19 protein-coding genes are annotated in these 22,987 nt (G+C 61.9%); 6 read left to right on the top strand and 13 right to left on the bottom strand.

Features of this window, described 5'->3' with window-relative positions:
- Window positions 1-15: 15 nt before the first annotated feature.
- From HU764_RS19895 to HU764_RS19885, 3 genes are all read left to right on the top strand, one after another.
- On the top strand, window positions 16-2,046 hold the full coding sequence (locus HU764_RS19895; protein WP_186704239.1) for a pyridoxamine 5'-phosphate oxidase family protein: 2,031 nt from the start codon (window positions 16-18) through the stop codon (window positions 2,044-2,046).
- An 86-nt stretch (window positions 2,047-2,132) separates the two neighbouring features.
- On the top strand, window positions 2,133-3,029 hold the full coding sequence (locus tag HU764_RS19890; protein ID WP_027594711.1) for a LysR family transcriptional regulator: 897 nt from the start codon (window positions 2,133-2,135) through the stop codon (window positions 3,027-3,029).
- 171 nt (window positions 3,030-3,200) lie between these two features.
- Window positions 3,201-4,496: an MFS transporter gene (locus HU764_RS19885; RefSeq protein WP_186704238.1), complete on the top strand. Its 1,296-nt coding sequence runs from the start codon at window positions 3,201-3,203 to the stop codon at window positions 4,494-4,496.
- Between the two features lie 241 nt (window positions 4,497-4,737).
- On the opposite strand, the gene HU764_RS19880 is transcribed toward HU764_RS19885, so the two are convergent.
- The 8 genes from HU764_RS19880 to HU764_RS19845 all read right to left on the bottom strand — a co-directional run bounded on the left by HU764_RS19880 (window position 4,738) and on the right by HU764_RS19845 (window position 12,717).
- On the bottom strand, window positions 4,738-5,607 hold the full coding sequence (locus tag HU764_RS19880; RefSeq protein ID WP_099430228.1) for an aldose 1-epimerase: 870 nt from the start codon (window positions 5,605-5,607) through the stop codon (window positions 4,738-4,740).
- Window positions 5,608-5,632: 25 nt separating this feature from the next.
- The gene (locus HU764_RS19875) at window positions 5,633-6,556 is read right to left on the bottom strand and encodes an EamA family transporter (RefSeq protein ID WP_027594708.1); all 924 of its coding nucleotides are present in this window, start codon (window positions 6,554-6,556) and stop codon (window positions 5,633-5,635) included.
- 53 nt (window positions 6,557-6,609) lie between these two features.
- A complete protein-coding gene (locus HU764_RS19870) occupies window positions 6,610-7,890 on the bottom strand; it encodes a TRAP transporter large permease (RefSeq protein ID WP_027594707.1) in 1,281 nt (426 codons plus the stop codon).
- Window positions 7,891-8,418, bottom strand: a complete 528-nt coding sequence (locus HU764_RS19865) for a TRAP transporter small permease (protein ID WP_186681017.1) — start codon at window positions 8,416-8,418, stop codon at window positions 7,891-7,893.
- A 66-nt stretch (window positions 8,419-8,484) separates the two neighbouring features.
- Entirely contained in the window at window positions 8,485-9,456 is a 972-nt protein-coding gene (locus HU764_RS19860; protein ID WP_027594705.1) for a TRAP transporter substrate-binding protein, read from the bottom strand.
- A 63-nt stretch (window positions 9,457-9,519) separates the two neighbouring features.
- Entirely contained in the window at window positions 9,520-10,398 is an 879-nt protein-coding gene (locus tag HU764_RS19855; RefSeq protein WP_186704237.1) for a glucurono-1,5-lactonase, read from the bottom strand.
- A gap of 25 nt (window positions 10,399-10,423) precedes the next feature.
- Window positions 10,424-11,230, bottom strand: a complete 807-nt coding sequence (locus HU764_RS19850; protein WP_085272384.1) for an NAD-dependent epimerase/dehydratase family protein — start codon at window positions 11,228-11,230, stop codon at window positions 10,424-10,426.
- A 248-nt stretch (window positions 11,231-11,478) separates the two neighbouring features.
- Complete coding sequence (locus HU764_RS19845) at window positions 11,479-12,717, bottom strand: OprD family porin (RefSeq protein ID WP_186704236.1); 1,239 nt, start codon at window positions 12,715-12,717, stop codon at window positions 11,479-11,481.
- Window positions 12,718-13,259: 542 nt separating this feature from the next.
- Here HU764_RS19845 and HU764_RS19840 point away from each other — a divergent pair.
- Complete coding sequence (locus HU764_RS19840) at window positions 13,260-14,480, top strand: type II toxin-antitoxin system HipA family toxin (protein ID WP_186703831.1); 1,221 nt, start codon at window positions 13,260-13,262, stop codon at window positions 14,478-14,480.
- Window positions 14,481-14,584: 104 nt separating this feature from the next.
- Here HU764_RS19840 and pdxR read toward each other — a convergent pair whose 3' ends face one another.
- Window positions 14,585-16,063: a MocR-like pyridoxine biosynthesis transcription factor PdxR gene (pdxR, locus tag HU764_RS19835; RefSeq protein WP_186703801.1), complete on the bottom strand. Its 1,479-nt coding sequence runs from the start codon at window positions 16,061-16,063 to the stop codon at window positions 14,585-14,587.
- Between the two features lie 101 nt (window positions 16,064-16,164).
- On the opposite strand from pdxR, the gene HU764_RS19830 reads away from it, so the two are divergent.
- Both HU764_RS19830 and HU764_RS19825 read left to right on the top strand, forming a co-directional pair.
- Complete coding sequence (locus tag HU764_RS19830; protein ID WP_186681011.1) at window positions 16,165-16,626, top strand: GNAT family N-acetyltransferase; 462 nt, start codon at window positions 16,165-16,167, stop codon at window positions 16,624-16,626.
- A 93-nt stretch (window positions 16,627-16,719) separates the two neighbouring features.
- On the top strand, window positions 16,720-16,959 hold the full coding sequence (locus HU764_RS19825; RefSeq protein WP_186681009.1) for a type II toxin-antitoxin system RelB/DinJ family antitoxin: 240 nt from the start codon (window positions 16,720-16,722) through the stop codon (window positions 16,957-16,959).
- Window positions 16,960-17,082: 123 nt separating this feature from the next.
- Here HU764_RS19825 and HU764_RS19820 read toward each other — a convergent pair whose 3' ends face one another.
- The 4 genes from HU764_RS19820 to HU764_RS19810 all read right to left on the bottom strand — a co-directional run bounded on the left by HU764_RS19820 (window position 17,083) and on the right by HU764_RS19810 (window position 22,414).
- A complete protein-coding gene (locus HU764_RS19820) occupies window positions 17,083-17,385 on the bottom strand; it encodes a BRO-N domain-containing protein (protein WP_225935669.1) in 303 nt (100 codons plus the stop codon).
- 137 nt (window positions 17,386-17,522) lie between these two features.
- On the bottom strand, window positions 17,523-18,773 hold the full coding sequence (locus tag HU764_RS19815; protein WP_027594698.1) for a ribonucleotide-diphosphate reductase subunit beta: 1,251 nt from the start codon (window positions 18,771-18,773) through the stop codon (window positions 17,523-17,525).
- 491 nt (window positions 18,774-19,264) lie between these two features.
- The gene (locus tag HU764_RS27880) at window positions 19,265-19,396 is read right to left on the bottom strand and encodes a hypothetical protein (RefSeq protein WP_256208043.1); all 132 of its coding nucleotides are present in this window, start codon (window positions 19,394-19,396) and stop codon (window positions 19,265-19,267) included.
- 138 nt (window positions 19,397-19,534) lie between these two features.
- Window positions 19,535-22,414 (bottom strand): ribonucleoside-diphosphate reductase subunit alpha, encoded by a 2,880-nt coding sequence (locus HU764_RS19810; RefSeq protein WP_027594697.1) that lies wholly within the window; start codon window positions 22,412-22,414, stop codon window positions 19,535-19,537.
- Window positions 22,415-22,987 lie beyond the last annotated feature (573 nt).

Here is a 22,987-nt window from a genome sequence, read left to right as displayed (position 1 = left end):
TCGAGGAATGCCACCATGCATCAGCTCCCAGGCCATCGCGCGTCACCTTGGCACAGCGGTGAGAAGATCCTGCAGGAAAAGGTCGGTGTGTCGGAGCGCATGGAGGTGTTCGGGCAGAAGGTCATTCGCGACTTCATGCCAGACCAGCATCGCGCGTTCTATCAGCAGTTGCCGTTCATGGTGGCGGGCAGTGTGGATGCCCACGGCAGGCCGTGGGCAACCTTCCTCGAAGGCCCGCAAGGCTTCGTCAGCTCGCCCGACCCACGCCAGTTGCTGATCAACGTGGACCTGAAAGCTGATGACCCCGCCACACCAGGGCTGGCGAGCGGGCAGGCAATTGGGCTGCTGGGCATCGAGTTGCATACGCGCCGGCGCAACCGAATCAACGGCCTGATCGGCCAGGCACTTAACGGGCAACTGGAAGTGACGGTAGAGCAGTCGTTCGGCAACTGCCCTCAGTACATCCAGCTGCGCGAGTACACGCGTAGCGATGAGCTGGCAAAAGGGCGCGTCGATGCCACTGCACTGGATGCCCGCGCGGTTGCCATGATCGAAGCGGCCGATACCTTTTTTGTTGCAAGCTACGTCGAGCAAGACGATGGCCAGCGTTCGGTCGATGTGTCCCACCGCGGCGGTCGGCCTGGGTTCGTCAAGGTCGAGGGCAACCGCCTGACCATTCCCGATTACGCCGGTAATTTGCACTTCAATACGCTGGGCAACCTGTTGGTGAACCCGGTGGCAGGGTTGCTGTTCATCGACTTCGCCACCGGCAATGTACTGCAGCTTTGCGGGCATGCCGAAGTGGTACTGGAGAGCCCTGCCATCAATGCGTTCGAGGGCGCCGAGCGGCTGTGGACGCTGGACGTCGAGCACGTGGTATGGCGCCCGGCAGCCGTGTCGCTGCGCTGGGCCTTTAAAGAATACGCGCCGACCAGCCTGATGACCGGCACCTGGGCCGAGGCCGGCGAACGCCTGCAGCAGCGTGAGCGTCAGCGTCAATGGCAGGCGTGGCGGGTGGTGCGCCTGGAGCAGGAGAGCCGTGATATTCGCTCGTTCTACCTGGCGGCAGATGCACCCGTGCAGTTTGCGCCAGGGCAGCATATTCCTGTGCGTATCGCGCTGGGCAGCGATGCCCCGCTGATTCGCACCTACAGCGTTTCCAGCGCCCCGTCGGACGGTTACCTGCGCATCAGCGTCAAGGCCCAGGGCGCGGCATCGCGCTATCTGCATGAGCGCATTGCGGTGGGGGACCTGCTCGATGTGCGCCTGCCCATGGGCAGTTTTACCCTGGATGAGCAAAGCGCACGGCCGATTGTACTGATTGGCGCGGGTGTGGGTATCACGCCATTGATCGCCATGCTGCGAGCACAATTGGCCCAGCGCCAGTCGCGGCCTATTCACCTGTTTCACGGTGCGCGAAGCCTGGCTGACTTGCCCTTCCAGCAAGAACTGGCGGCGCTGCGCCAGCAAGCGGGCGAATGGTTGCGTGTACACCGTTGCCTGAGCCAGCCTGAGGCCGAGGCGGTCAGGGGGCGCGACTACGAGCATGCTGGCCGGCTGGGCATTGAGCAGGTGAAAGCCCAGCTGGTGCTGGATGACTACGATTTCTATGTGTGTGGCCCAGCGAGTTTTACCCAGGACCTGTACGAAGGGCTGCGTGCCGTGCATGTACCCGACGCACGTATCCATGCCGAAGCCTTTGGGCCATCGACGCTCAGGCGGCACACCGATGACGACCAGCCGGTGCTGCAGCAACCTCCGGCTGCCAGCGAACCGGTGCCGGTGTACTTCGCCAGCTCGGCCAAGGAGGCGCGCTGGGCACCGGGTAGCGGCACCTTGCTGGAGCTTGCCGAAGCGCGTGGGTTGTCGCCGGATTTCAGCTGCCGGGGTGGTTCATGCGGCACCTGCAAGACCAAGGTGGTGAGTGGGCAGGTGCATTACCCGAACCCGCCTGCCGAGATGCCAGAAAGCGGTGCGGCGCTGATCTGCTGTGCCGTGCCGGCTAAAGTGGAGGAGGGCGCGCAGGCCTTGGTGCTGGAACTGTAGTGCTGACTGTTGTGGCCTGCGCACAGGGCAGCGAAAAAACCGCAGATAATCGATAATCCACACCCCCCGACATTCCAGGAGCCGGCATGGATCAGATTCACCTGATGAAGGTGTTCGTAGCAGTCGGCGAGCTGGAAAGCTTCGCCGCTGCCGCCCGCCGGCTGGACATCTCGCCCGCCGCAGTGACCCGTGCCGTCAGTGCCCTGGAAGACCAGTTGGGGGTCAAACTGCTGCTGCGCACCACCCGCAGCGTGCGCCTGACCGAAGCGGGTGGCCGCTACCTGGAAGACACCCGGCATATTCTCGCCAGCATCCACGAGGCCAATGAAGCCGCGGCCGGTATCAACGCCACGCCCAAGGGGGACTTGGCCGTTACTGCGCCGATCCTGTTCGGCAAGAAGTTCGTCATGCCGTGCATCGTTCGTTACCTGCAGCAATACCCCGAGGTCGACGTGTCTGCGTACTTCCTCGACCGGGTGGTGAACATGGTCGAGGAGGGCATGGACGTGGCCGTGCGCATCGGCCCGCTGCCGGACTCCGGCCTGAAGGCGCTGCGGGTGGGCAGGGTGCGGCGCATGCTCTGCGCCTCGCCGGACTACCTGGCGCGCCACGGCGTGCCGCAACACCCATCGGACTTGCCAGGCCATGCGGTGATCGGCACCACCAACTTGTCGCCCCGGGCCGGTTGGCGCTTCGGCGTGACGGATGAGCCGACCTTGGTCCGCATGAAGCCGCGACTGACGGTGACCAGCAATGATGGGGCGATTGCCGCAGCCAGTGGCGGGCTGGGGATCGCACGGTTGCTGTCGTACCAAGTGGCAGACGAGATAGCAAACGGGCAGTTGCAGGTCATTCTGGCCGAGTACGAAGAAGCCCCCTGGCCGATCCATGTGCTGCACCGGGAGAGCAAGTACGGGTCCGCCAAAGTCAGGACCTTCATCGACATGCTAGCCCATGCGCTTCGAGCCCAAGGGCTGGATTGAGGTCGTACAACCCCCTGCAATAACACCCCTATAGATACACATCCGTTAACAATTTATGTTGTACGACGACCTACGACATGGCAATCTTGCGCCTGAAACAAATTGTCTCAATTAGCGCTGCCAGCGTTGAGGCACTCACCCGCACCTCTAAAAATAAGATTCAGGTGACCCATGAAGATCAAAGGCATCCGTTGGTGGATGGTCAGCCTCGTCACGGCTGGGCTCGTCGTCAACTACCTCGCCCGCAATACCCTCTCGGTGGCTGCCCCCACCTTGATGACCGACCTCTCCATCACGACCGAGCAATACGCCAAGATCGTCGCCGCCTGGCAGGTGTGCTACGCCCTTATGCAGCCGATCGCCGGCTGGTTTATCGACTTCATCGGGACCAAGCTCGGTTTTGCCGTGTTCGCCATGGCCTGGTCGGTGGCGTGTGCTGGCGCAGCTTTGGCCACGGGCTGGCAAAGCATGGCCTTCATGCGCGGGCTGCTGGGCATGACCGAAGCGGCCGGCTTGCCTGCCGGGGTCAAGGCCACCACTGAATGGTTCCCGGCCAAAGAGCGGTCGGTGGCGATCGGCTGGTTCAACATCGGCTCTTCGCTGGGGGCGTTGCTGGCGCCGCCTCTGGTGGTGTGGGCGATCCTGCACAGCGGCTGGCAACTGGCCTTTGTGATGGTCGGGGTGTCCGGCATCGTCTGGACGGTTTTGTGGATGCTGTTCTACAAACACCCTCGCGATCAGAAGCGCTTGAGCAGCGAAGAGCGTGACTACATCCTGTCTGGCCAGGAAGCGCACTTCAAGGCAGAGAAGCGCGAGAAGGGCGCCTGGAAACGCATCTTCAAGACCCGGAACTTCTACGCCATCGCCTCCGCGCGAATCCTCTCGGAGCCGGCCTGGCAAACCTTCAATGCCTGGATCCCGCTGTACCTGATGACCGAGCGGCACATGAACATCAAGGAAGTGGCGATGTTCGCTTGGCTGCCGTTTCTCGCGGCGGACATCGGCTGTGTGCTCGGTGGTTACCTGAGCCCGCTGTTCCACCGTCACTTGAAGGTGTCGTTGTTCACGTCGCGCAAGATGGTGCTGGTATTCGGTGCCAGCTGCATGATCGGTCCAGCGTGCATTGGCTTGGTTGAAAGCCCGTATACCGCGATTTTGCTGCTGTGCATGGGTGGCTTTGCGCACCAGACGCTGTCGGGGGCGCTGTATTCGATCACGTCGGATTCGTTCAGCAAGGACCAGGTGGCCACCGCGACAGGTATGGGCGGGATGTGCGGGTACCTGGGCGCGGCGGTGTTTACCCTGGTGTTCGGCATCCTGGTGACGCAGATCGGCTACAGCCCGCTGTTCGTGGTGCTGGCAGCGTTCGATATCGTTGCGGCGGTGCTGGTGTGGAAGGTTGCGCGTGAGGTACGGGGTGAGCCGGTCGCGCGGCAGGGCGTGGCCACCGGCGAAGTGCTGGTTTAAAGCTTGAGATCGCGGGGCTGCTCTGCAGCCCATCGCCGGCAAGCCAGCTCCCACCCGAACGGTGTAGCCTCCAAGGCTAGCGCCGCACCTGTGGGAGCTGGCTTGCCAGCGATGAGGCCGGAACAAGCACCACAAGACAGTTGCTCCCACCCGAACGGTGTAGCCTCCAAGGCTAGCGCCGCACCTGTGGGAGCTGGCTTGCGGCGATGGGTCGCAAAGCGACCCCTATACAGGCAACCCCCTACAGCGCCCGATACTGCATCTTGAACCCCAAGCTCATCGCCTCACCCTGCTGCAACAACCGCAACCCTGGCCGCCCAGGCAGGTGATGCGCGTTGATCGGGTGGCTGACCGGCTCGAAGCAGAAAAACGCCTTGCCCGGTGGGCAGAACAACAGAAAATGTTCACACCCACTGGCCGTGCATTCCAGGGCATAGCCTGCGCTGGGCTGTTCGATCACGCAGCTGCCAGGCCAACCACCGAACGCATGATCGACCACCCTGGTCGGCAACCCGGCCGGGGTGTCGAAGCACCAGTCATCAGGCAGCTCAGCCGGGTACGACGGCAGCCGCCCCTCTTCTGCCAGCCACACATGCTGCGCCATAGCGCTTAGCCGGGTGTCCGGATAGCGCGGGAAGTAGGGGTGCAGCCCCAGCCCATACCAGGTGGCCGTTTCATCCAGGTGGGTTACATGCAAGTCGAGGTTCAGGCACCCGTCGAGCAGGTGCACATCCAGCGTCGCCCGGTAGGCAAAGGGCAACTGGCTGTCGAGCGTCAGCCGGGCACGGCGTTCACTGTGGTGGTCCACCTGCCAGGCCTGCTGCCAGGCGGTGCCATGAATCGGGTAGGGGTCGTGTGCGGTGTTGGGCGCCAACGCCAGCCAACCCTCGGGGCGCTCGAAACCCCCTTGGGCAATCCGGTTGGACCAAGGCGCCAGTGGGTAGCACGCCAGTTGCCGCGGCGTGCCGCTGGCGAGCGCGTCTTGGTCAGAGTGGCGCAGCAGCGCCTGCCCGGTCGCTTTCACTTCCCAGTTGATCAGGCTGGCGCCCAGGTCCGGCGCCAGGCTCAGGCGGGTCAGGTGGTCTTGCAGGTGCAGTTCGGTGACAGCCATCAGCGGCTCCTTTCAGAATGTTTGCTCAGCTCGCCCGGCGATAGGTCAGCAGCACGATGCCGCACACCACCACGGCACCGCCGATCAGTTGCCAGGTACTCAGGCGCTGATCCAGCAACGCCCAGCCCAGCAGCAAGGTGGCGATCGGTTCGATGTTCATCACCGGCGCGTTCTGCGCCATGTTCAGCCGGGGCACACAGACAAACAGCAGGGTGAAGGCCACGCCATACAGCACCACCAGGCTTGCCAAGGCCGCCCACCCGCTGCTGCTGGCGGGCAGCGACAGCCCGGAAGGCATCACGCCGCTTGCGCCTGCCACCAGCATGCTGGAGAACACGATCAGCAAGGTCAGCAGGCTGCGTACCGGGCCGCGTACGGCGGCCAGTTTGTGATCGGTGATCCACAGCGCGCAGGCGAAGGCGCACGCGGCGCAGAAGGCCAGGCTGACGCCCAGGGCCCAGTGCGGGTTGGCGTCGGCGCTGTCGGCCAGCCGCGCCGGTACATCCAGCGCCAGCACCAGGCCGCAGAGGATCAGGCCCATGAACAGCACGGTGCGGCCAGTCGGGCGCGCGCCGCCCAAGGCCCACGTGAGCAGCGCCAGCAACATCGGGAAGGTATTGCCCACCAGTAGCGCCAGTGCCACCGGGATGCGCGCCACCGCCGAATACAGGCACAGGCTCTGCGTGGCGATCAGCAGCCCAAGCAGTAATTGCCAGCGCCGTGTGCCGGTCGGCAGGCCCACTGCCTGGCGTTGCCACAGCAGCAGGCAGGCCAGGACCAGAAAGGTGATGCCGGAGCGGCAGAGAATCGCCAGCAGCACGCCGGTGCCGTCATCGAAGGCGATGCGTGCGGCAACGTGGTTGGCGGCGAACGAGCAGGCCAGCAGCGCCAGTAGCGCCAGCGCCAGCTTGCGAGGAAAGAGGGGAGTGGCAGAGGAGGGAACAGCCATGTGCAGGATCCATTTGCAAAAGAGGATGGGGCCGCAAGCGGCCCCATTTGGCTTTACAGCACCACGCTGGGCAGCCAGAGCGAGATGGCAGGGATGTAGGTCACGGCCATCAATACCAGGAACAACGCCAGGTAGAAGGGCAGCAGCGCCTTCACCGTCGACTCGATGCTCACCTTGCCGACGGCCGAACCGACGAACAGCACCGCGCCCACCGGCGGTGTGATCAGGCCGATACCCAAGTTCACCAACATGATCATGCCGAAGTGCACTGGGTCTACGCCGATGCCCGTGATCACCGGCAGCAGGATCGGGGTCAGGATCAGGATCAGCGGCGCCATGTCCATCACCGTGCCCAACAGCAGCAGCATGAAGTTGATGCACATGAGGATCACGTAGCGGTTATCCGACAGGGTCAGGAACGCCGTGGTGATTTTCGAGGGGATCTGCATCAGCGTCATCACGTAGCCGAAGCTTGCGGCAAAGCCGATCAGGATCATCACGATCGAGATGGTGCGTACCGTGCGGTGCATCAACTTGGGCAGGTCACGCCACTTGTAGTCGCGGTAGATGAACATGGTCACGAAGAACGACCAGACCACGGCCACGGCGGCCGACTCGGTCGCGGTGAATACGCCCGACAGAATACCGCCGAGGATGATGACCATCGCCATCAGCCCCCACAGTGCCTCGCCAGCGATTTTCAGCGCCTGGCGCAGCGGGATCACTTCGCCTTTGGGGTAGTTGCGCTTTTTCGCGAAGATCAGGCACAGGCCCATCATCACCGCGCTCAGCAACAGCCCAGGCATCACCCCGGCCATGAACAGCGAAGCGATCGACACCGTGCCCCCCGCAGCCAGCGAGTACAGCACCGAGTTGTGGCTGGGCGGGGTCAGCAGCGCCTGCACCGAGCCACTGACGGTCACGGCGGTGGAGAATTCACGCGGGTAGCCTTTGCGCTCCATCTCTGGGATCAGCACCGAGCCCACCGACGCGGTGTCGGCCACCGAAGAGCCGGAAATCGCGCCAAAGAACGTCGAGGCCATGATGTTGACCAGCGACAACCCCCCACGCACGAAGCCCACCAGCACCCCGGCGAACGCCACCAGCCGCCTGGACATGCCGCCCTCGGCCATGATCGCGCCAGCCAGTACGAAAAACGGAATCGCCAGCAACGAAAACTTGTTAACCCCACTGGCCACCTGGATCATCATCGCCTGCAGCGGGATATCGATCCACCAGGCGCCGATCAGCGCAGACAGGCCTAAGGCGTAAGCCACCGGCATGCCGATCAGGATCAGCGCGATGAAACTGCCCAACAGAATGAACGCATCCATTTACGCAGCTCCTTCGCTTTCTTCAGCCAGGTCGAAACGCACCACCTTGCGGTTGCTTTGGTCGCCCAGCAGGAGTTTTTCCACGACAAAGATCAGCGTCAGCACGCCCCCCACCGGGATCGGCGCGTAAGTCATGCCCACGCGTATGCCTGGCAGAGAAGCCAGCGACTGGTTCCAGGTGGTGATGCACAGCTTGGTGCCGTAATAGGTCATGAACACGCACACCACGATCATCAGCAGTTGCACCAGCAGTGAAACCAGCTGGCGCTGCAGGGCGGGCAGGCGGTCGGTGATCATCGCCACCGCCATGTGCGCCCCCGCCCGGTAGCTGGCGGCGGCGCCGACGAAAGTGAACACAACCATCAGCAAGATCGCGACCGGCTCAGGCCAGCTGGAACCGGTGCCCAGCACGTAGCGGGCGAAGATGCCCCACGGAATGATCAGCGTCATGGTCAGGATCGACAGGCCCGCAATCCAGATGCAGCAGCGGTACAGCGTGTCGTTCACGCTCAGGAAAAGCGATTTCATAGGCATCACCAAAGCGACAGGGCGGCGGCTGCCGCACTGTCGAGGTCGTCTTGGAAGGGGCCGGTATTACTGGACGGCGTCGATACGCTTCATCAGGTCGGCGTACGGTGCGCCGTACTTCTCGCGGACCGATGCGGTGGCGTCGAAGAACGGCTTTTTGTCGACGGTGATGAACTCGACACCGGCCGCCTTCAGCTTCTCTTCGCTGGCTGCGGACTTGGCGTCCCACAGCGCACGCTCTTCCATCTGCGCTTCACGCGCGACTTTCTTCACCAGTGCCTGTTGGTCTGCGGTGAGCTTGTTCCAGGTGGTCTTGGACATCACCACCGGTTCCGGCAGGATCAGGTGGCCAGTGAGGGTGTAGTACTTGGCACTCTGGAAGTGGTTGTGCTCGAGCAGCGTCGGCGGGTTGTTCTCGGCGCCGTCGATCACGCCGGTCTGCAGGGCGCTGAAGATTTCGCCAGTGTCCATGGCAATGCCGTTGCCGCCCATGGCGTTCATCATGTCGATGAACAGTGGGTTGCCCTGCACGCGGATCTTCATGCCCTTGAGGTCTTCAAGGCTGCGCACCGGTTTTTTCGTGTAGATGCTGCGCGAGCCGCCATCCATCCAGGCCAGGGCCACCAGGTTGAATTCGGAGTTGGTGATCTTGTCGAGGATCTCCTGGCCGATGTCGCCGTCGATGATCTTGCGCATGTGTTCATGGTCACGGAACACGAACGGCATGTTGAACACGTTCACGTCCGGCACCACCGGGCCGACGATCCCCAGGCTGACGCGGGTCATTTGTACGGCACCAATCTGTGCCTGCTCGATCACTTCCTTCTCGGAGCCGAGCACCCCACCGGCGAACATCTTGAAGGTGATCTCGCCATTGCTGGCGGCTTCGAGCTTTTTGCCCATGTTCTGTTCGGCGACCACGGTCGGGTAGCCGGCCGGGTGAATCTCGGCAAACTTGATGTCCAGCGCGGAGGCCGGCATCGACAGGCTGAAGGCGAAGGGGAGTACGGCAAGGAGCAGCTTGCGTTTGAAGGTCATGGTGAAACTCCGTGGTTTTTATTATCCGGTTTCGTGTGTGCAAGTGTGTGGCAGAGCGGGTGTTCAGCCCCGGTAGGCAGGCTCCTCCAGGCCTTTGACGCCGAGCTCGAAGGCAAATACCCCACCGGCCAGCGGCTGGTCGGAGAGGTCAATGCCCGCAGGGCGGATCGACGTGACGAACAGGGTGTCCAGGTTGGCGCCACCAAAGGCGCACATGGCCGGTTTTTTCACCGGTACATTGAGCGAGCGGTCCAGGCGGCCATCGGGGGTGAAGCGGTGGACCTGGCCGGCGTCGTTGCCGCAGATCCAGTAGCAGCCGTCCTGGTCGATGGCGGCGCCGTCTGGGCGGCCAGGGTAGGCATGCATGTCGACGAACAACCGCTTGTTGTGGGGCGTACCGCTGTCGATGTCGTAGTCGAACACCCAGATTTTCTGCACGTTGGGGTGCGAGTCCGACAGGTACATGCGCATGCCGTCGGGGCTGAAGGCCAGGCCATTGGGCACGATCATGCCGTCCTGCTGCAGGTGCAGGTGCCCTTCGCCGTCATGCCGGTACAGCGCCCCGACATGGGCGCCCTGCGGCATGTCCATCAACATGGTGCCGGCCCAGAAGCGGCCCTGGCGGTCGCAGCGCCCATCGTTGAAGCGCATGCCGCCCTGGGCATGTTCGACGGTGCTGAGCAGGCGGCTGTCGAGGCTGCCGTCGGCCTTGGGTTCGAGGTGGAAGATGCCGCTTTCCATCCCCGCGACCCACCCGTGTTCGGTGCGGGCGATGCAGGCGAGCATTTCGTCACCTTGCCACGCCTGCTGGGCCCCATTGGGCTGCCAGCGGTGCAGTGTGCGGGCAGGGATGTCGACCCAGTACAGGGCCTGTTCGGTAGGGTGCCACACAGGGCTTTCGCCGGTACCGTTGCGGGCGTCGAGGATCAGTTCGCAGTTCATGGCCGTGCCTCCTGGCGCGCGGGGGTCAGTTGAACGGTCCGGCCACGGCGAAAGCGCCGCCCTGATAGACCATGCTCGGGTCATCGGCGGCGGGCGCCGGTTGGGCTTCGACGGCCTCGCGGAACACCTCGGAGGTGTCTTTAGGCGCATAGCCCAAGTGCGCGGCATGGCGGTTGTCCCACCACACGGTGCGGTTGTCGGAGGCGCCATAGACGATGGTGTGGCCGACGTTGGGCGTGAACAGCCCGCGCTCGATCAGCTGAACCAGGTCGTCGTAGCTCAGCCAGGTGCAGAGCATCCGCGGGTTCTGCGGTTGCGGGAACGACGAGCCAATACGAATGCTCACGGTCTCGATGCCATAGCGATCGAAGTAGAAGCTGGCGACATCTTCGCCGTAGCATTTGGACAGCCCGTAGTAGCTGTCGGGGCGGCGCGGGGAGTGGGCGTCGATGCGCTCGTCCTGGCGGTAGAAACCGATGGTGTGGTTGGAGCTGGCGAAGATGATGCGCTTGACGCCATGCTTGCGCGCCGCCTCGTAGACGTGGAACACGCCGCAGATGTTGGGGCCGAGGATGTCTTCGAAGGAATGCTCGGTGGACACGCCACCGAAGTGGATGATGGCGTCTACGCCTTCGACCAGGGCGTGGACCGCTGCCTTGTCGGCGAGGTCGCAAGCCACCACCTCTTCATGCGGGCCCGCGGCAGGTGCCATCGGGCTGATATCGGAAAGGCGCAGGACCTCGGCGTAGCCTTGCAGGCGTTCGCGAAGGACCTTGCCCAGGCCGCCTGCGGCTCCGGTGAGCAGCAGGCGATTGAGGGGAGTTGGGGTCATGGCCGGCTCGTTGTTAGTTGTTGTAGGTTGTCGTATGACTATGTGAATTATTGGCAGTGGGGTTGGCTGTTGTCAATGAGCCGTGTGTGGGTTTTACCGGCTTACGCAATCCACTGTAGGAGCGGCCTTGTGTCGCGAAAGGGCTGCGCAGCGGCCCCAAACCTGCGCAGCCCATACCATTACTGGGGCCGCTGCGCGCCCCTTTCGCGACGCAAGGCCGCTCCTACACGGAGCGCGCTAGCCTCTTGTTACAACAGCGACAACGGATAGTTGAAGATCAACCGGTTCTCATCAAACTCGTTGTTGCTGTAATCCCGGCGAATGCTCGAGTTCCGCCACTTCACACTCAAATCCTTGAACGCCCCGCTCTGGATCACATACGCAAGCTCCGTTTCCCGCACCCACTCCTTGCCATCGGTAACCGCACCGGTGTGCACATCCTGCCCGCTGATATAACGGTTCATCAGCGTCAAACCCGGCACCCCGACGGTGACGAAGTTGAAGTCATGCCGCACCTGCCACGAGCGTTCGTTGGCATTGTCGAAACTGGAGTTGTAGCTATCGTTGGCCAGCGTCCCGCCGCTGGTGCCATTGACCCGCATCCAGGTATCGCCATCGACTTTTTGCAGCCCCACCCAGAAGGTGTTGCCGCCATACTTGGCCGAGAACATCCCCGAGTAGGTCTTGTTGTCCAACTGCCCGGCACGCTCGGAGCCGTCTTCATCGCCATGGAAGTAGCCCAGGTTGGCGCCCAGGGTCCAGTCACCCACTGGCTGGCTGTGGCTCAGTTGCAGGTATTGCTGCTGGTAGACGTCCTTGAGCACCGCATTCCACAGCCCGACCAGCGTGCGGTCCTGGTTGAACTTGTATTCGCCGCCGACGAAGTTGAAGCGATCCGAAAGCGCCCCGCCATAGCTCATGTCTTCCATGCTCGCGTCATTGCGCGGGCTGTTGCCACGGAACTGCCCGCCATACAGCGTCAGCCCGGCGATCTCGTTGGAGGTGACCTGCCCCCCGCGGAACGTCTGCGGCAGCGAACGGCCATCGTCGGAGCGCAGGATCGGCAGCACCGGCATCCATTCGCCGATCTTAAGCTCGGTCTTCGAGATCCGCGCCTTGCCCGCCACCGCGAGGCGCCCAAAGTCATCGGCTGGGCGCCCATCGTCGTGGCGCGGCAGCAGCCCGGTGCCGTAGGTGCCGCCACCGCCATCAAGCTTCACCGACCACATGCCCAGCACATCCACACCGAACCCCACCGGCCCCTCGGTAAAGCCCGAGCGGGCATCGAGGATGAAGCTCTGCGTCCATTCCTCGGCCTTGCTTTGCGAGTTGCTGGGGTTGGTGAAGTTGCGGTTGATGTAGAAGTTGCGCAGGCCGAGCGTGGCCTTGGCATCCTCGACAAAGCCCGCCGCCAGCGTGGTACCCGACAGGCTGCCGAGCATGCCGACGCCGAGCAGGGCAAAGGGAAGGGTTTGGCAGATTCTCATTATTGTTGTGCTCCACAAAAGGGTGTGGCGGCCCGTCCACCGTGCACGCGCAAGCGGCCAGCGGTAGGGGCGGGTAGGTAACGGGCCGGTCACGGCCAGGGAGGGTGAAACGGGCTTACGGCCCTAGGTGGCCGCGGGTGACGAAATCGGGAAAGGTGCAACGCGGGGGTATAGCGCGATTGAAGTCGACATGGCGATCGTCCACGGATTGTTGTTTTTGTTATGCGTTGTCGTACAACTGTGGCGATTTTTATCAAGTGGTGGTGGGGATGTCAACGCTTTGTGGTGTGATGAGGGTGAGATGTTGTCGCGGCATTCTGGGTGGTATGAGGGGGGTGGGCTCTATACCGGGGGCCAGGGGGGTCGTGTGGAGATACGATGACTGAGTCTTGTGTAGGGTAGGGGGTCTTGATTTTCTCTAACCTCCATGACGATCAAGATCGTGTATGCGTATTCTAATTTAATTTCATTATTTTGTTGCTAAACTGATTATTTCATCAATAAGACACAGAATATTGTGATTACGTTGGGGTGAGCGCTGGCTGTGGGGCACGCTCGTGTCCACCACGGCCGTCTCTAGCCGTCCGCAGATTGTGTTCGAGTACAGCAGCGAAGCGAAGCTGCGTGGGCTTGAGTTGTCGTCGTATGCCATGCCGTTGCAAGGTGACGCATTGCGTAGAGGCTTCCCTGCCCATCAGTCCGGTTTGCCGGGGCCTGTCTACGATGCGATGCCCGATGGCTGGGGCATGCTGCTGATGGACCGCCTGTTCAAGCGTCGTGGGCTCAACGTTGCTCGCGTAGGGCCATTGGAGCGGTTGGCTTACATCGGCAATAACGCCATGGGTGCCCTGTCGTTCGAGCCCGTTGCGGCCGAGGGGCTGCAACCTGCGGAGCATATCCCGCTCGACCTGCTGGCCGCCGAGGTACAAGAGGTACTCAAGGGGGACGGAGCCGCGTTTGTGCAGAAGCTGCTGCTGGTAGGGGGCTCCCCTCAAGGCGCCAGGCCAAAAGCCTTGGTCTATCGCGATCCGCACACGGGGGCATTTACTACCGTTGCCAGGGCAGGCCTGGAAGCTTGGCTGATCAAGTTCCCGGCGAGAGAAGAGCACCCTGAAGTCTGCGCTATCGAAATGGTCTATGCCGAGTGCCTACGTCAGTGCGGCATTGCGACGCCTGATACCCAGCATTTCAGTTTGCCAAATGGGCTGGCCGCTTTCGCCAGCCGACGTTTTGATCGCCAGGGGGATCTGCGTGTGCCGATGCAGAGCTTGGCGGCCTATACCGGCGCCGACTTCAGGTCACCCGGTGCCCTGGATTACGTCAACTTCTTGCGGGCGACTCATCTGTGCACCAACGACCTGCGAGAGAAAGCGCGCGCCTTTGAGCGAGTTGTTTTTAACGTGGTGTTCAATAACCGCGATGACCATCCCAAGAATTTTTCCTACGTGATGTCGCGAGCAGGCGAGTGGAAACTGGCACCCGCGTATGACGTGACCTTTTGCGAAGGCCCTGGCGGCTATCATCAGATGGATGTGATGGGGGAGGCCTTGGCGATCGACCGGAAAGCGATACTGCGCCTGGCAAGCGAAGCAGACATTACGCCGGCGTCCGCCGCCGCCATCATGGACCGCATATGCGCAGCAGCGAGCCAGTTTAGGCGCATGGCCGAGCGTATGTATCCGCAGATGATCACCCAAGACACGCTTCAAACCGTGCAAGGCCGTATCAATGAAAACAGTGCGCTGCTCCAGTCGGTGAGTTGAAGCAGCTGCAATTGCTTCTAGACTTAGCAACGGTCTCACCCTCGACCACGTCTCTGGGCGCCCCAGTACGGCACATCGATGCCTTTGTGGCGGGGGCGAGGCCTCTACTTGAGCCCCGCAAACACCTTCGCCAGCTTCCCCACCGCTACACGCATCTCGCCAGGCGTCAGCGCCGCAAACCCCATCAACAGGCCCACATCATTCCTCGGCGATGCATACAAACTGCCGAGCCCCAGCAGGTCGATCCCCGCCGCATGCGCCGCCCTCACTACCGCATCCTCTGGCAAGACCTGCACGAAGTGGCAGGGCATCTGCAGCCCCCCGGCCGGAGTGCTTGGCGCCAGAAACGCCCCCAAGTGCTTGTGCACAAGCTCGGCCAGCATGTCCCGGCGCGCGGCATACAGCGCCCGCATGCTCCGCACATGCGCCGTGTAGTGCCCGCCCTCCATGAACCGCGCCAGGGTCAGCTGGGCAATGGAGGCCGTATGCCCGTCCTGCAGCGTGCGTGCACTGGTCATCGGCGCGACGAGAGCAGGCGGCAACAGCAAGTAGCCGATGCGCAGCCCGGCGAACAGCGACTTGGTGAACGTGCCGATGTACAGCGTGCGTTCATGCGGGTCCAGGCCCTGCACGCAGGCAGTCGGCCGGCCCTCGTAGTGGAACTCGCTGTCGTAGTCATCTTCGATGATCCAGGCGCGCTGCTGCCTTGCCCACTCGATGGCCTGGAGGCGCCTGTCCAACGACAATGTGGCGCCGGTGGGATATTGATGGGACGGCGTCAGAAACACCGCCCTGGCATTGGCGGCCAACGGCGCCATGCGTTCCACCTGCAGGCCGTTTTCATCCACTGGCACGGGCACGCCTTCGAGGCCTGCTGCCGCGACGGCCTTGCGCGTGCCTTGGTAGAGCGGGTCTTCGACCAGTACCTGATCGCCTGCATCCATGAGCACCTGCGCGCATAGGCTAAGCGCCTGCTGCGAGCTGGTGAGGATCAGCACCCGGTCGGCAGACGCCTGCGCGCCCCGTTCAAGGTTAAGGTAGTCAGCGATCGCGCTGCGCAGGCAGGCCATGCCCTGTGGCGCACTGTGCTCCAATGCCTGGGTGCCAAATTCCTTGTACACCTGGCGCTCCAGCCTTTCCCAGATCGCCAGGGGGAAGTGCCGGGTCTCGGCTACGCCCGGTGCAAAAGGGCGCGGCCCTTGGAAATTATTCACGCCCCCGCTCTGCAGCACGGCCATCGCCCGGCGGCTCAGTTGAGGTGGCTCATCGCAGCGCGTTTCGCGTTTTTGCTGTCGCCGTGGCAGATGCCGTGCGCGTTGCGAGACGAAGCTTCCGCTGCCCACCCGACGCTCGATGAAGCCCTCTGCATGCAACTGGCTGTAAGCCGCCTCCACGGTATCCCGCGAGACGCCCAGCGACTGGGCCAATGGGCGTGAAGCCGGCAGCGATTTACCGACCGGCAGCGCGCCATCAAGGATCAATTGGCGAATCGCCCGCTGGATCCGCACATGCAACGACAACGCGCCATGGGCCGGGTCGCTCATCCAGGCTTTGACCGATTGCAGTTGTGCGTGTTTGAACATTGGTCTGGTTCGCTTGCAAAAAGTGGCGGGGCTATTCAGGCCATTCTATCGCTATAAATGCATCTGTTTTCAGACCATTCCCACATTGAAAGGGGTCCACGATGACAGCACAAGCGTTGGTTTCGGTTCGTGAGTTGGAACAGAGCGATTTTCCACAATGGTCCCCCTACTGGGACCAGTACCAAGCGTTCTACAAAGTGGAACTGAGCAAGGCCACCACCGAGCTGACCTGGGCGCGGTTTTTCGACCCGGCAGAGCCCGTGCACTGCGCCGTCGCCACGGACGGTGAGCGCATCCTCGGTTTCGTCCATTTTGTGTTCCATCGCTCGACTTGGGGGCGTAACGACTTCTGCTATCTGGAAGACCTGTACGTTTGCCCAAACGCGCGAGGGAGGCAGGTTGGCAAGCAGTTGATCGAGTACGTTCAGGGCCAGGCACGGGAGAAACAGTGCGACCGGCTGTACTGGCATACCCAGGAAACCAACCAGACTGCACAGCGGCTGTACGACTGGATTGCTGAAAAGCCGGGGGTGATCGAGTACCGGATGGCGCTGCCTGCGTAGGGCACTGAGGCCAGCAAGAGGCGAGATGCGCTTGCACTGCACCGGCAAACGGTGCAGTGTAATGACGAATGTCTTTACCTGGAGAGAGCGCCCATGGCATCCATCAACGTTCGTGTCGACGATGAGCTCAAGGCTCGTGCCTATCAGGAGTTGGAACGTCTTGGTGTTACACCCTCCGAGCTCATGCGCCAAGCGCTGCAATATGTAGCCGAGCGGGGCAAACTGCCCTTTCGGCCGGTGCTGATGACCGAGGAGGATGAAGACCTGATCGCGACCGTAAGCGAGCGGCTAGCCGCCCCGCAGCGCGTGAAGGTAGAGCTGGATGACCTATAGTCTCGAGTTCGAAGCAGCCGGCCTGCCAAGCCCGCTCCCACAGGCCCCGCTGAATCACTAATGAATGGGTTGTTCTACGAATGCGGTATTGCCGAGCGCGCGGGCAAAGCTGTAGCCGCTTTTTTACACCCCATGGAGCCGCAAGGCCCGCTGGGCACTCTGCCAATACAACAACGTTGCCGACACCCCACCAGGCCAACACATCTGCCCCAACTGCGGCACACCCTCGACATCATCAACCTGCCTATCACGAAGCATCGCCACTACCTCATGGGTCAGCCACCAGCGCAGGTGCCGGTTCTCCGGAATAGGGTGATGTGCTAGCAAGGTATAGGCCCCGGACTCGCTGACCATGGTGGTCAGCTGGTACTGACCGTTGCGCAGTAACAGCACGCTACGGTGCTGGTCTGTGTCGAGCTTTCGCATGCAGTGTTCGTCAAAGAAGTGACCGCTCAGGCGGCCGAGCGCCTTCTCGAAGCTGAGCGGTGCGCTTCATAGAAGCGTTTAGTAAAGAATAAAAAAGGCTGCCATTCGGCAGCCTTTTCGATGCTCAGCCCGGACAATCAGTCCCAGCTCAACGCCCCACCAGTCTGATACTCAATCACACGCGTCTCAAAGAAGTTCTTCTCCTTCTTCAAGTCCATGATCTCACTCATCCACGGGAACGGGTTGGTGGTGCCTGGGTACTCTTCCTTCAGGCCAATCTGGGTCAGGCGACGGTTGGCGATGAACTTGAGGTAGTCCTCCATCATCGCTGCGTTCATGCCCAGTACACCGCGCGGCATGGTATCGCGGGCGTATTCGATCTCCAGCTGGGTCCCTTGCAGGATCATCTGGGTCGCTTCTTCTTTCATCGAGGCATCCCACAGGTGCGGGTTCTCGATCTTGATCTGGTTGATCACGTCGATACCGAAGTTCAGGTGCATCGACTCGTCACGCAGGATGTACTGGAACTGCTCGGCAACGCCGGTCATCTTGTTGCGGCGGCCCATCGACAGGATCTGGGTGAAGCCGCAGTAGAAGAAGATGCCTTCCAGCACGCAGTAGTAGGCGATCAGGTTGCGCAGCAGCTCTTTGTCGGTTTCCGGGGTGCCGGTGTTGAATTCCGGGTCGGAGATGGCGCGGGTGTACTTCAGGCCCCAGGCGGCTTTCTTCGCGACCGACGGGATCTCGTGGTACATGTTGAAGATCTCGCCTTCATCCATGCCCAGCGACTCGATGCAGTACTGGTAGGCGTGGGTGTGGATCGCCTCTTCGAAGGCCTGGCGCAGGATGTACTGGCGGCACTCCGGGTTGGTGATCAGGCGGTACACGGCCAGGGCCAGGTTGTTGGCAACCAGGGAGTCGGCGGTGGAGAAGAAGCCGAGGTTACGCATGACGATGCGGCGCTCGTCTTCGGTCAGGCCGTCCTGGCTCTTCCACAGGGCGATGTCGGCGGTCATGTTGACCTCTTGCGGCATCCAGTGGTTGGCGCAGCCGTCGAGGTACTTCTGCCAGGCCCAGTCGTACTTGAATGGCACCAGCTGGTTGAGGTCGGCGCGGCAGTTGATCATGCGCTTTTCATCGACCGCAACGCGGGCAGCAGAGCCTTCCAGCTCGGCCAGGCCTTCGGCAACGTCGAGGGCGTCAAGGGCAGCCTTGGCGCGTTTTACGGCTTCGGAGTCAGAAGCGGTAGCGGCACGGGCTTCCAGGGCGGCGGCACCGCCGGCGCTGTCGAGCTTGTCGAGGGTGGCAGCGGCGTTGGCCTGCGCAGGGGTGTTGCCTTTGGCGGCTACTTCGCCGTCTTCCTTGTCGAATTCGTCCCAGCTCAGCATGGTTTGGCTCCTGCTTGAGGGTCGCCCTCAGGCAACCGGTTGGATTTTAAGAATGTGATGCCTGACGCAAGGCCGTTACGGCGAATGGACAGCTCGAGAGGCTGACTCTCGTTACATCTGGATGTGCTTGTGCCTGGCCAGGCCTCACCGAGGGGCCAGGGACTTGAAAGGTGCCCTTTTCAGAGGGGGCGCAGTATACCGGAATTCGCCTTCGATCGGGGTGCGAGTCTGGCCGGCGAGGGTAACTTTTTCGACCGGTTTGACGCGCATCCGTTCACCAAGGGTGTGCCGTTCGTTCGGGCAAGAGTGTAGCCGCTAAACGAAGGTTTAGCACTATATGTTGTGGTTTTTTGTTTGTTAAACACTGTATATGGGGTTTGCGCGTCATGTAGGAGCAGCCTTGTGCTGCGAAGAGGACGGCGCATGCACAGCACATTTCGCTGCCATCACTGGCCTCTTCGCAGCACGAGGCTGCTCCTACACAGTACGTGTTAGCTGCACTGCTTGCGCAGGGTCTCGACCACATGTGTCTTGGGGTGCTTGCGTGCTTCTTCGACCGAGGTGAAGCGGCCGGTTTCAGCATTGCGACCAATTTTGCGAGTTGCCACTTTTTTCCGCGCCATGGGGTACATCCTTTTTTTGAGAGGTCCTGCTCTTTTACCGAGCCGCGCGAGCGGTGGGCAAAGGGCAAGGCTTCTCTGGAGCGCGGATACAAAAATGCCGCAAGGGGCGCTCGTGGGCACCCCTTGCGGCATCAGGCCTTACTGGCAGGCTTCGCAGTCAGGCTCGTCGATCGCACACGCCTTTGGCACAGGTGCCGGGCCGGCGGCCTGAACCGGGGCGCTGTCGCCGCCGCTGGAAACGGCGTTGAGCTTGCCGGTGTTGATGGTCGACTTCTCGGTGCTGGTCGCAGCCAGGGCACGGAGGTAGTAGGTGGTTTTCAGACCACGGTACCAAGCCATGCGGTAGGTCACGTCCAGCTTCTTGCCCGAAGCGCCAGCGATGTACAGGTTCAGCGACTGAGCCTGGTCGATCCACTTCTGGCGACGCGAGGCAGCATCGACGATCCACTTGGTCTCGACTTCGAACGCGGTGGCGTACAGGTCTTTCAGCTCTTGCGGGATACGCTCGATCTGCTGCACCGAACCGTCGTAGTACTTCAGGTCGTTGATCATCACCGAGTCCCACAGGCCGCGGGCTTTCAGGTCGCGAACCAGGTACGGGTTGATCACGGTGAATTCGCCCGACAGGTTCGATTTCACGTACAGGTTCTGGTAGGTCGGCTCGATGGACTGCGACACGCCAGTGATGTTGGCGATGGTCGCGGTCGGCGCGATGGCCATGATGTTCGAGTTACGAATACCTTTTTGTACGCGAGCACGCACCGGCGCCCAGTCCAGGGTCTCGTTCAGGTCGACGTCGATGTACTTCTGGCCACGGGCCTCGATCAGGATCTGTTGCGAATCCAGCGGCAGGATGCCTTTGGACCACAGCGAACCCTGGAAGGTCTCGTAGGCGCCACGCTCGTCGGCCAGGTCGCAGGACGCCTGGATCGCGAAGTAGCTCACCGCTTCCATCGACTTGTCGGCGAACTCGACAGCAGCGTCGGAACCGTAGGCGATGTGCTGCAGGTACAGTGCGTCCTGGAAGCCCATGATGCCCAGGCCAACAGGGCGGTGCTTGAGGTTCGAGTTACGCGCTTGCGGCACCGAGTAGTAGTTGATGTCGATCACGTTGTCGAGCATGCGCACGGCGGTGTTCACGGTGCGTTGCAGTTTGGCGGTGTCCAGCTTGCCATCGACGATGTGGTTCGGCAGGTTGATCGAGCCCAGGTTGCAGACCGCGATCTCGTCCTTGTTGGTGTTCAGGGTGATCTCGGTGCACAGGTTCGAGCTGTGGACCACGCCCACGTGCTGCTGCGGCGAACGCAGGTTGCACGGGTCCTTGAAGGTCAGCCATGGGTGGCCGGTCTCGAACAGCATCGACAGCATCTTGCGCCACAGGTCTTTGGCCTGGATGGTCTTGAACACCTTGATCTTGTTGTACTCGGTCAGGGCTTCGTAGTACTCGTAGCGCTCTTCGAAGGCCTTGCCGGTCAGGTCGTGCAGATCAGGCACTTCCGAGGGCGAGAACAGGGTCCACTTGCCGTCATCGAAGACGCGCTTCATGAACAGGTCAGGGATCCAGTTGGCGGTGTTCATGTCGTGGGTACGACGACGATCATCACCGGTGTTCTTGCGCAGCTCGATGAATTCTTCGATGTCCAGGTGCCAGGTTTCCAGGTAGGCACAGACAGCGCCCTTGCGCTTGCCGCCCTGGTTGACCGCAACGGCGGTGTCGTTGACCACTTTCAGGAAGGGTACGACGCCCTGGGATTTACCGTTGGTGCCCTTGATGTAGGAGCCCAGTGCACGCACAGGAGTCCAGTCGTTGCCCAGGCCACCGGCGAATTTCGACAGCATGGCGTTGTCGTGGATCGCGTGGTAGATGCCCGACAGATCGTCCGGCACGGTGGTCAGGTAGCAGCTGGACAGCTGCGGGCGCAGGGTACCGGCGTTGAACAGGGTCGGGGTCGAGGCCATGTAGTCGAAGGACGACAACAGGTTGTAGAACTCGATCGCACGGGCTTCTTTTTCTTTCTCTTCCAGCGCCAGGCCCATGGCCACACGCATGAAGAACACCTGTGGCAGCTCGAAGCGCACGCCATCCTTGTGGATGAAGTAGCGGTCGTACAGGGTCTGCAGGCCCAGGTAGGTGAACTGCTGGTCGCGCTCGTGGTTGATCGCCTTGCCCAGTTTTTCCAGGTCGAAGTCGGCCAGGGCCGGGTTCAGCAGCTCGAACTCGATACCTTTGGCGACGTAGGCTGGCAGCGCCTTGGCGTACAGCTCGGCCATCTCGTGGTGGGTGGCGCTGTCGGCAACACTGAGGAAGCCCAGGCCTTCGGCACGCAGGGTGTCCATCAGCAGGCGGGCGGTGACGAACGAGTAGTTCGGCTCGCGCTCGACCAGGGTACGGGCGGTCATCACCAGGGCGGTGTTGACGTCCTTGATGGCCACGCCGTCGTACAGGTTCTTCAGGGTTTCGCGCTGGATCAGGTCGCCATCGACTTCGGCCAGGCCTTCGCAGGCTTCGCTGATGATGGTGTTCAGGCGCGCCATGTCCAGCGGCGCCAGGCTGCCGTCGGCCAGGGTGATACGGATACTTGGGTGCGGCTCGACCACGGCGTCGGTGTTGGCGCGGGTGGCGCGCTCTTTTGCACGCTGATCGCGGTAGATCACGTAGTCGCGGGCGACTTTCTGCTCACCGGCACGCATCAGGGCCAGTTCGACCTGGTCCTGGATTTCTTCGATGTGGATGGTGCCACCCGATGGCATGCGACGCTTGAACGTGGCAGTGACCTGCTCGGTCAGGCGCGCGACGGTGTCGTGGATACGCGACGAGGCGGCGGCGGTGCCGCCTTCAACTGCGAGGAACGCCTTGGTGATGGCCACGGTGATCTTGTCGTCGGTGTAGGGGACGACAGTGCCGTTGCGCTTGATCACGCGCAGTTGGCCGGGGGCGGTGGCAGCCAGATCCTGGTTGGAATCGGCGGCCTGCGGCACCTGGGCCTGCGGGTTCTCGCGAGTTGTGTCGGTTTGCATGGGTGGGTGTCTCCACAGTTTCTATATTGTACAGGCGCCTTTTGGGCGCCCACCGTTCCGTCCACTTGCTCGATCACCCGTGCGGGGATGCGTCATGCGCGCGCATCCGCCCGCTCGGGCGTACCGACTTCGGGACAGACTCAGGAATAAGGGGCAATAGCTTGCCGCTCCCTGGCCGAAGTCAAAGGTTTTGGGCAGTACCCAAAAGCTGTTGCAGTTCAGTAGTCCGCTGGAGCGGTATGGCTGGTCAAATCATCTGAAGTTCAACCGGAAAATCGAATAATTTGCCGGGTTGACTTTTGTGTGTGATTTTGCACGAACCCCAACATGTAGTGGTTCGCTGCGATCGGGATACAAGATAATGCGGTATCAGGGTCTTTGCAAGGCGAGCGCCTGTGGATAAGTTGTGCGTACTTTGTGGGTATGGCCTGTAGGCCTTGTGCCAAGTGGTTTGCAGTATTTTTCTTCAGCGCGCTGCCCCAAGGCAGAATTTTGAGGGCGCGAACCCTACCACAAAAAACGGTTCAGTCCAGTGGCGAGTGCGGTACTGCAGGTCGGTTGGCAGTGCTCAGG

This window comes from Pseudomonas kermanshahensis (assembly GCF_014269205.2).
Lineage (GTDB): Bacteria > Pseudomonadota > Gammaproteobacteria > Pseudomonadales > Pseudomonadaceae > Aquipseudomonas > Aquipseudomonas kermanshahensis.
The sequence above is the reverse complement of the archived record's forward strand: the minus strand, read 5'-3'. Positions and strand labels throughout refer to the sequence as shown.

What these genes read in the sequence shown, in the direction of transcription:
- HU764_RS19875 (WP_027594708.1), bottom strand. Translation starts at nt 6,556, where the DNA reads ATGGCTGTTCCCTCCTCTGCCACTCCCCTCTTTCCTCGCAAGCTGGCG.
- HU764_RS19855 (WP_186704237.1), bottom strand. Translation starts at nt 10,398, where the DNA reads ATGAACTGCGAACTGATCCTCGACGCCCGCAACGGTACCGGCGAAAGC.
- HU764_RS19890 (WP_027594711.1), top strand. Translation starts at nt 2,133, where the DNA reads ATGGATCAGATTCACCTGATGAAGGTGTTCGTAGCAGTCGGCGAGCTG.
- HU764_RS19810 (WP_027594697.1), bottom strand. Translation starts at nt 22,414, where the DNA reads ATGCAAACCGACACAACTCGCGAGAACCCGCAGGCCCAGGTGCCGCAG.
- HU764_RS19880 (WP_099430228.1), bottom strand. Translation starts at nt 5,607, where the DNA reads ATGGCTGTCACCGAACTGCACCTGCAAGACCACCTGACCCGCCTGAGC.
- HU764_RS27880 (WP_256208043.1), bottom strand. Translation starts at nt 19,396, where the DNA reads ATGGCGCGGAAAAAAGTGGCAACTCGCAAAATTGGTCGCAATGCTGAA.
- HU764_RS19865 (WP_186681017.1), bottom strand. Translation starts at nt 8,418, where the DNA reads ATGAAATCGCTTTTCCTGAGCGTGAACGACACGCTGTACCGCTGCTGC.
- HU764_RS19825 (WP_186681009.1), top strand. Translation starts at nt 16,720, where the DNA reads ATGGCATCCATCAACGTTCGTGTCGACGATGAGCTCAAGGCTCGTGCC.
- HU764_RS19820 (WP_225935669.1), bottom strand. Translation starts at nt 17,385, where the DNA reads ATGCGAAAGCTCGACACAGACCAGCACCGTAGCGTGCTGTTACTGCGC.
- HU764_RS19845 (WP_186704236.1), bottom strand. Translation starts at nt 12,717, where the DNA reads ATGAGAATCTGCCAAACCCTTCCCTTTGCCCTGCTCGGCGTCGGCATG.
- pdxR (WP_186703801.1), bottom strand. Translation starts at nt 16,063, where the DNA reads ATGTTCAAACACGCACAACTGCAATCGGTCAAAGCCTGGATGAGCGAC.
- HU764_RS19860 (WP_027594705.1), bottom strand. Translation starts at nt 9,456, where the DNA reads ATGACCTTCAAACGCAAGCTGCTCCTTGCCGTACTCCCCTTCGCCTTC.
- HU764_RS19885 (WP_186704238.1), top strand. Translation starts at nt 3,201, where the DNA reads ATGAAGATCAAAGGCATCCGTTGGTGGATGGTCAGCCTCGTCACGGCT.
- HU764_RS19895 (WP_186704239.1), top strand. Translation starts at nt 16, where the DNA reads ATGCATCAGCTCCCAGGCCATCGCGCGTCACCTTGGCACAGCGGTGAG.
- HU764_RS19830 (WP_186681011.1), top strand. Translation starts at nt 16,165, where the DNA reads ATGACAGCACAAGCGTTGGTTTCGGTTCGTGAGTTGGAACAGAGCGAT.
- HU764_RS19850 (WP_085272384.1), bottom strand. Translation starts at nt 11,230, where the DNA reads ATGACCCCAACTCCCCTCAATCGCCTGCTGCTCACCGGAGCCGCAGGC.
- HU764_RS19815 (WP_027594698.1), bottom strand. Translation starts at nt 18,773, where the DNA reads ATGCTGAGCTGGGACGAATTCGACAAGGAAGACGGCGAAGTAGCCGCC.
- HU764_RS19870 (WP_027594707.1), bottom strand. Translation starts at nt 7,890, where the DNA reads ATGGATGCGTTCATTCTGTTGGGCAGTTTCATCGCGCTGATCCTGATC.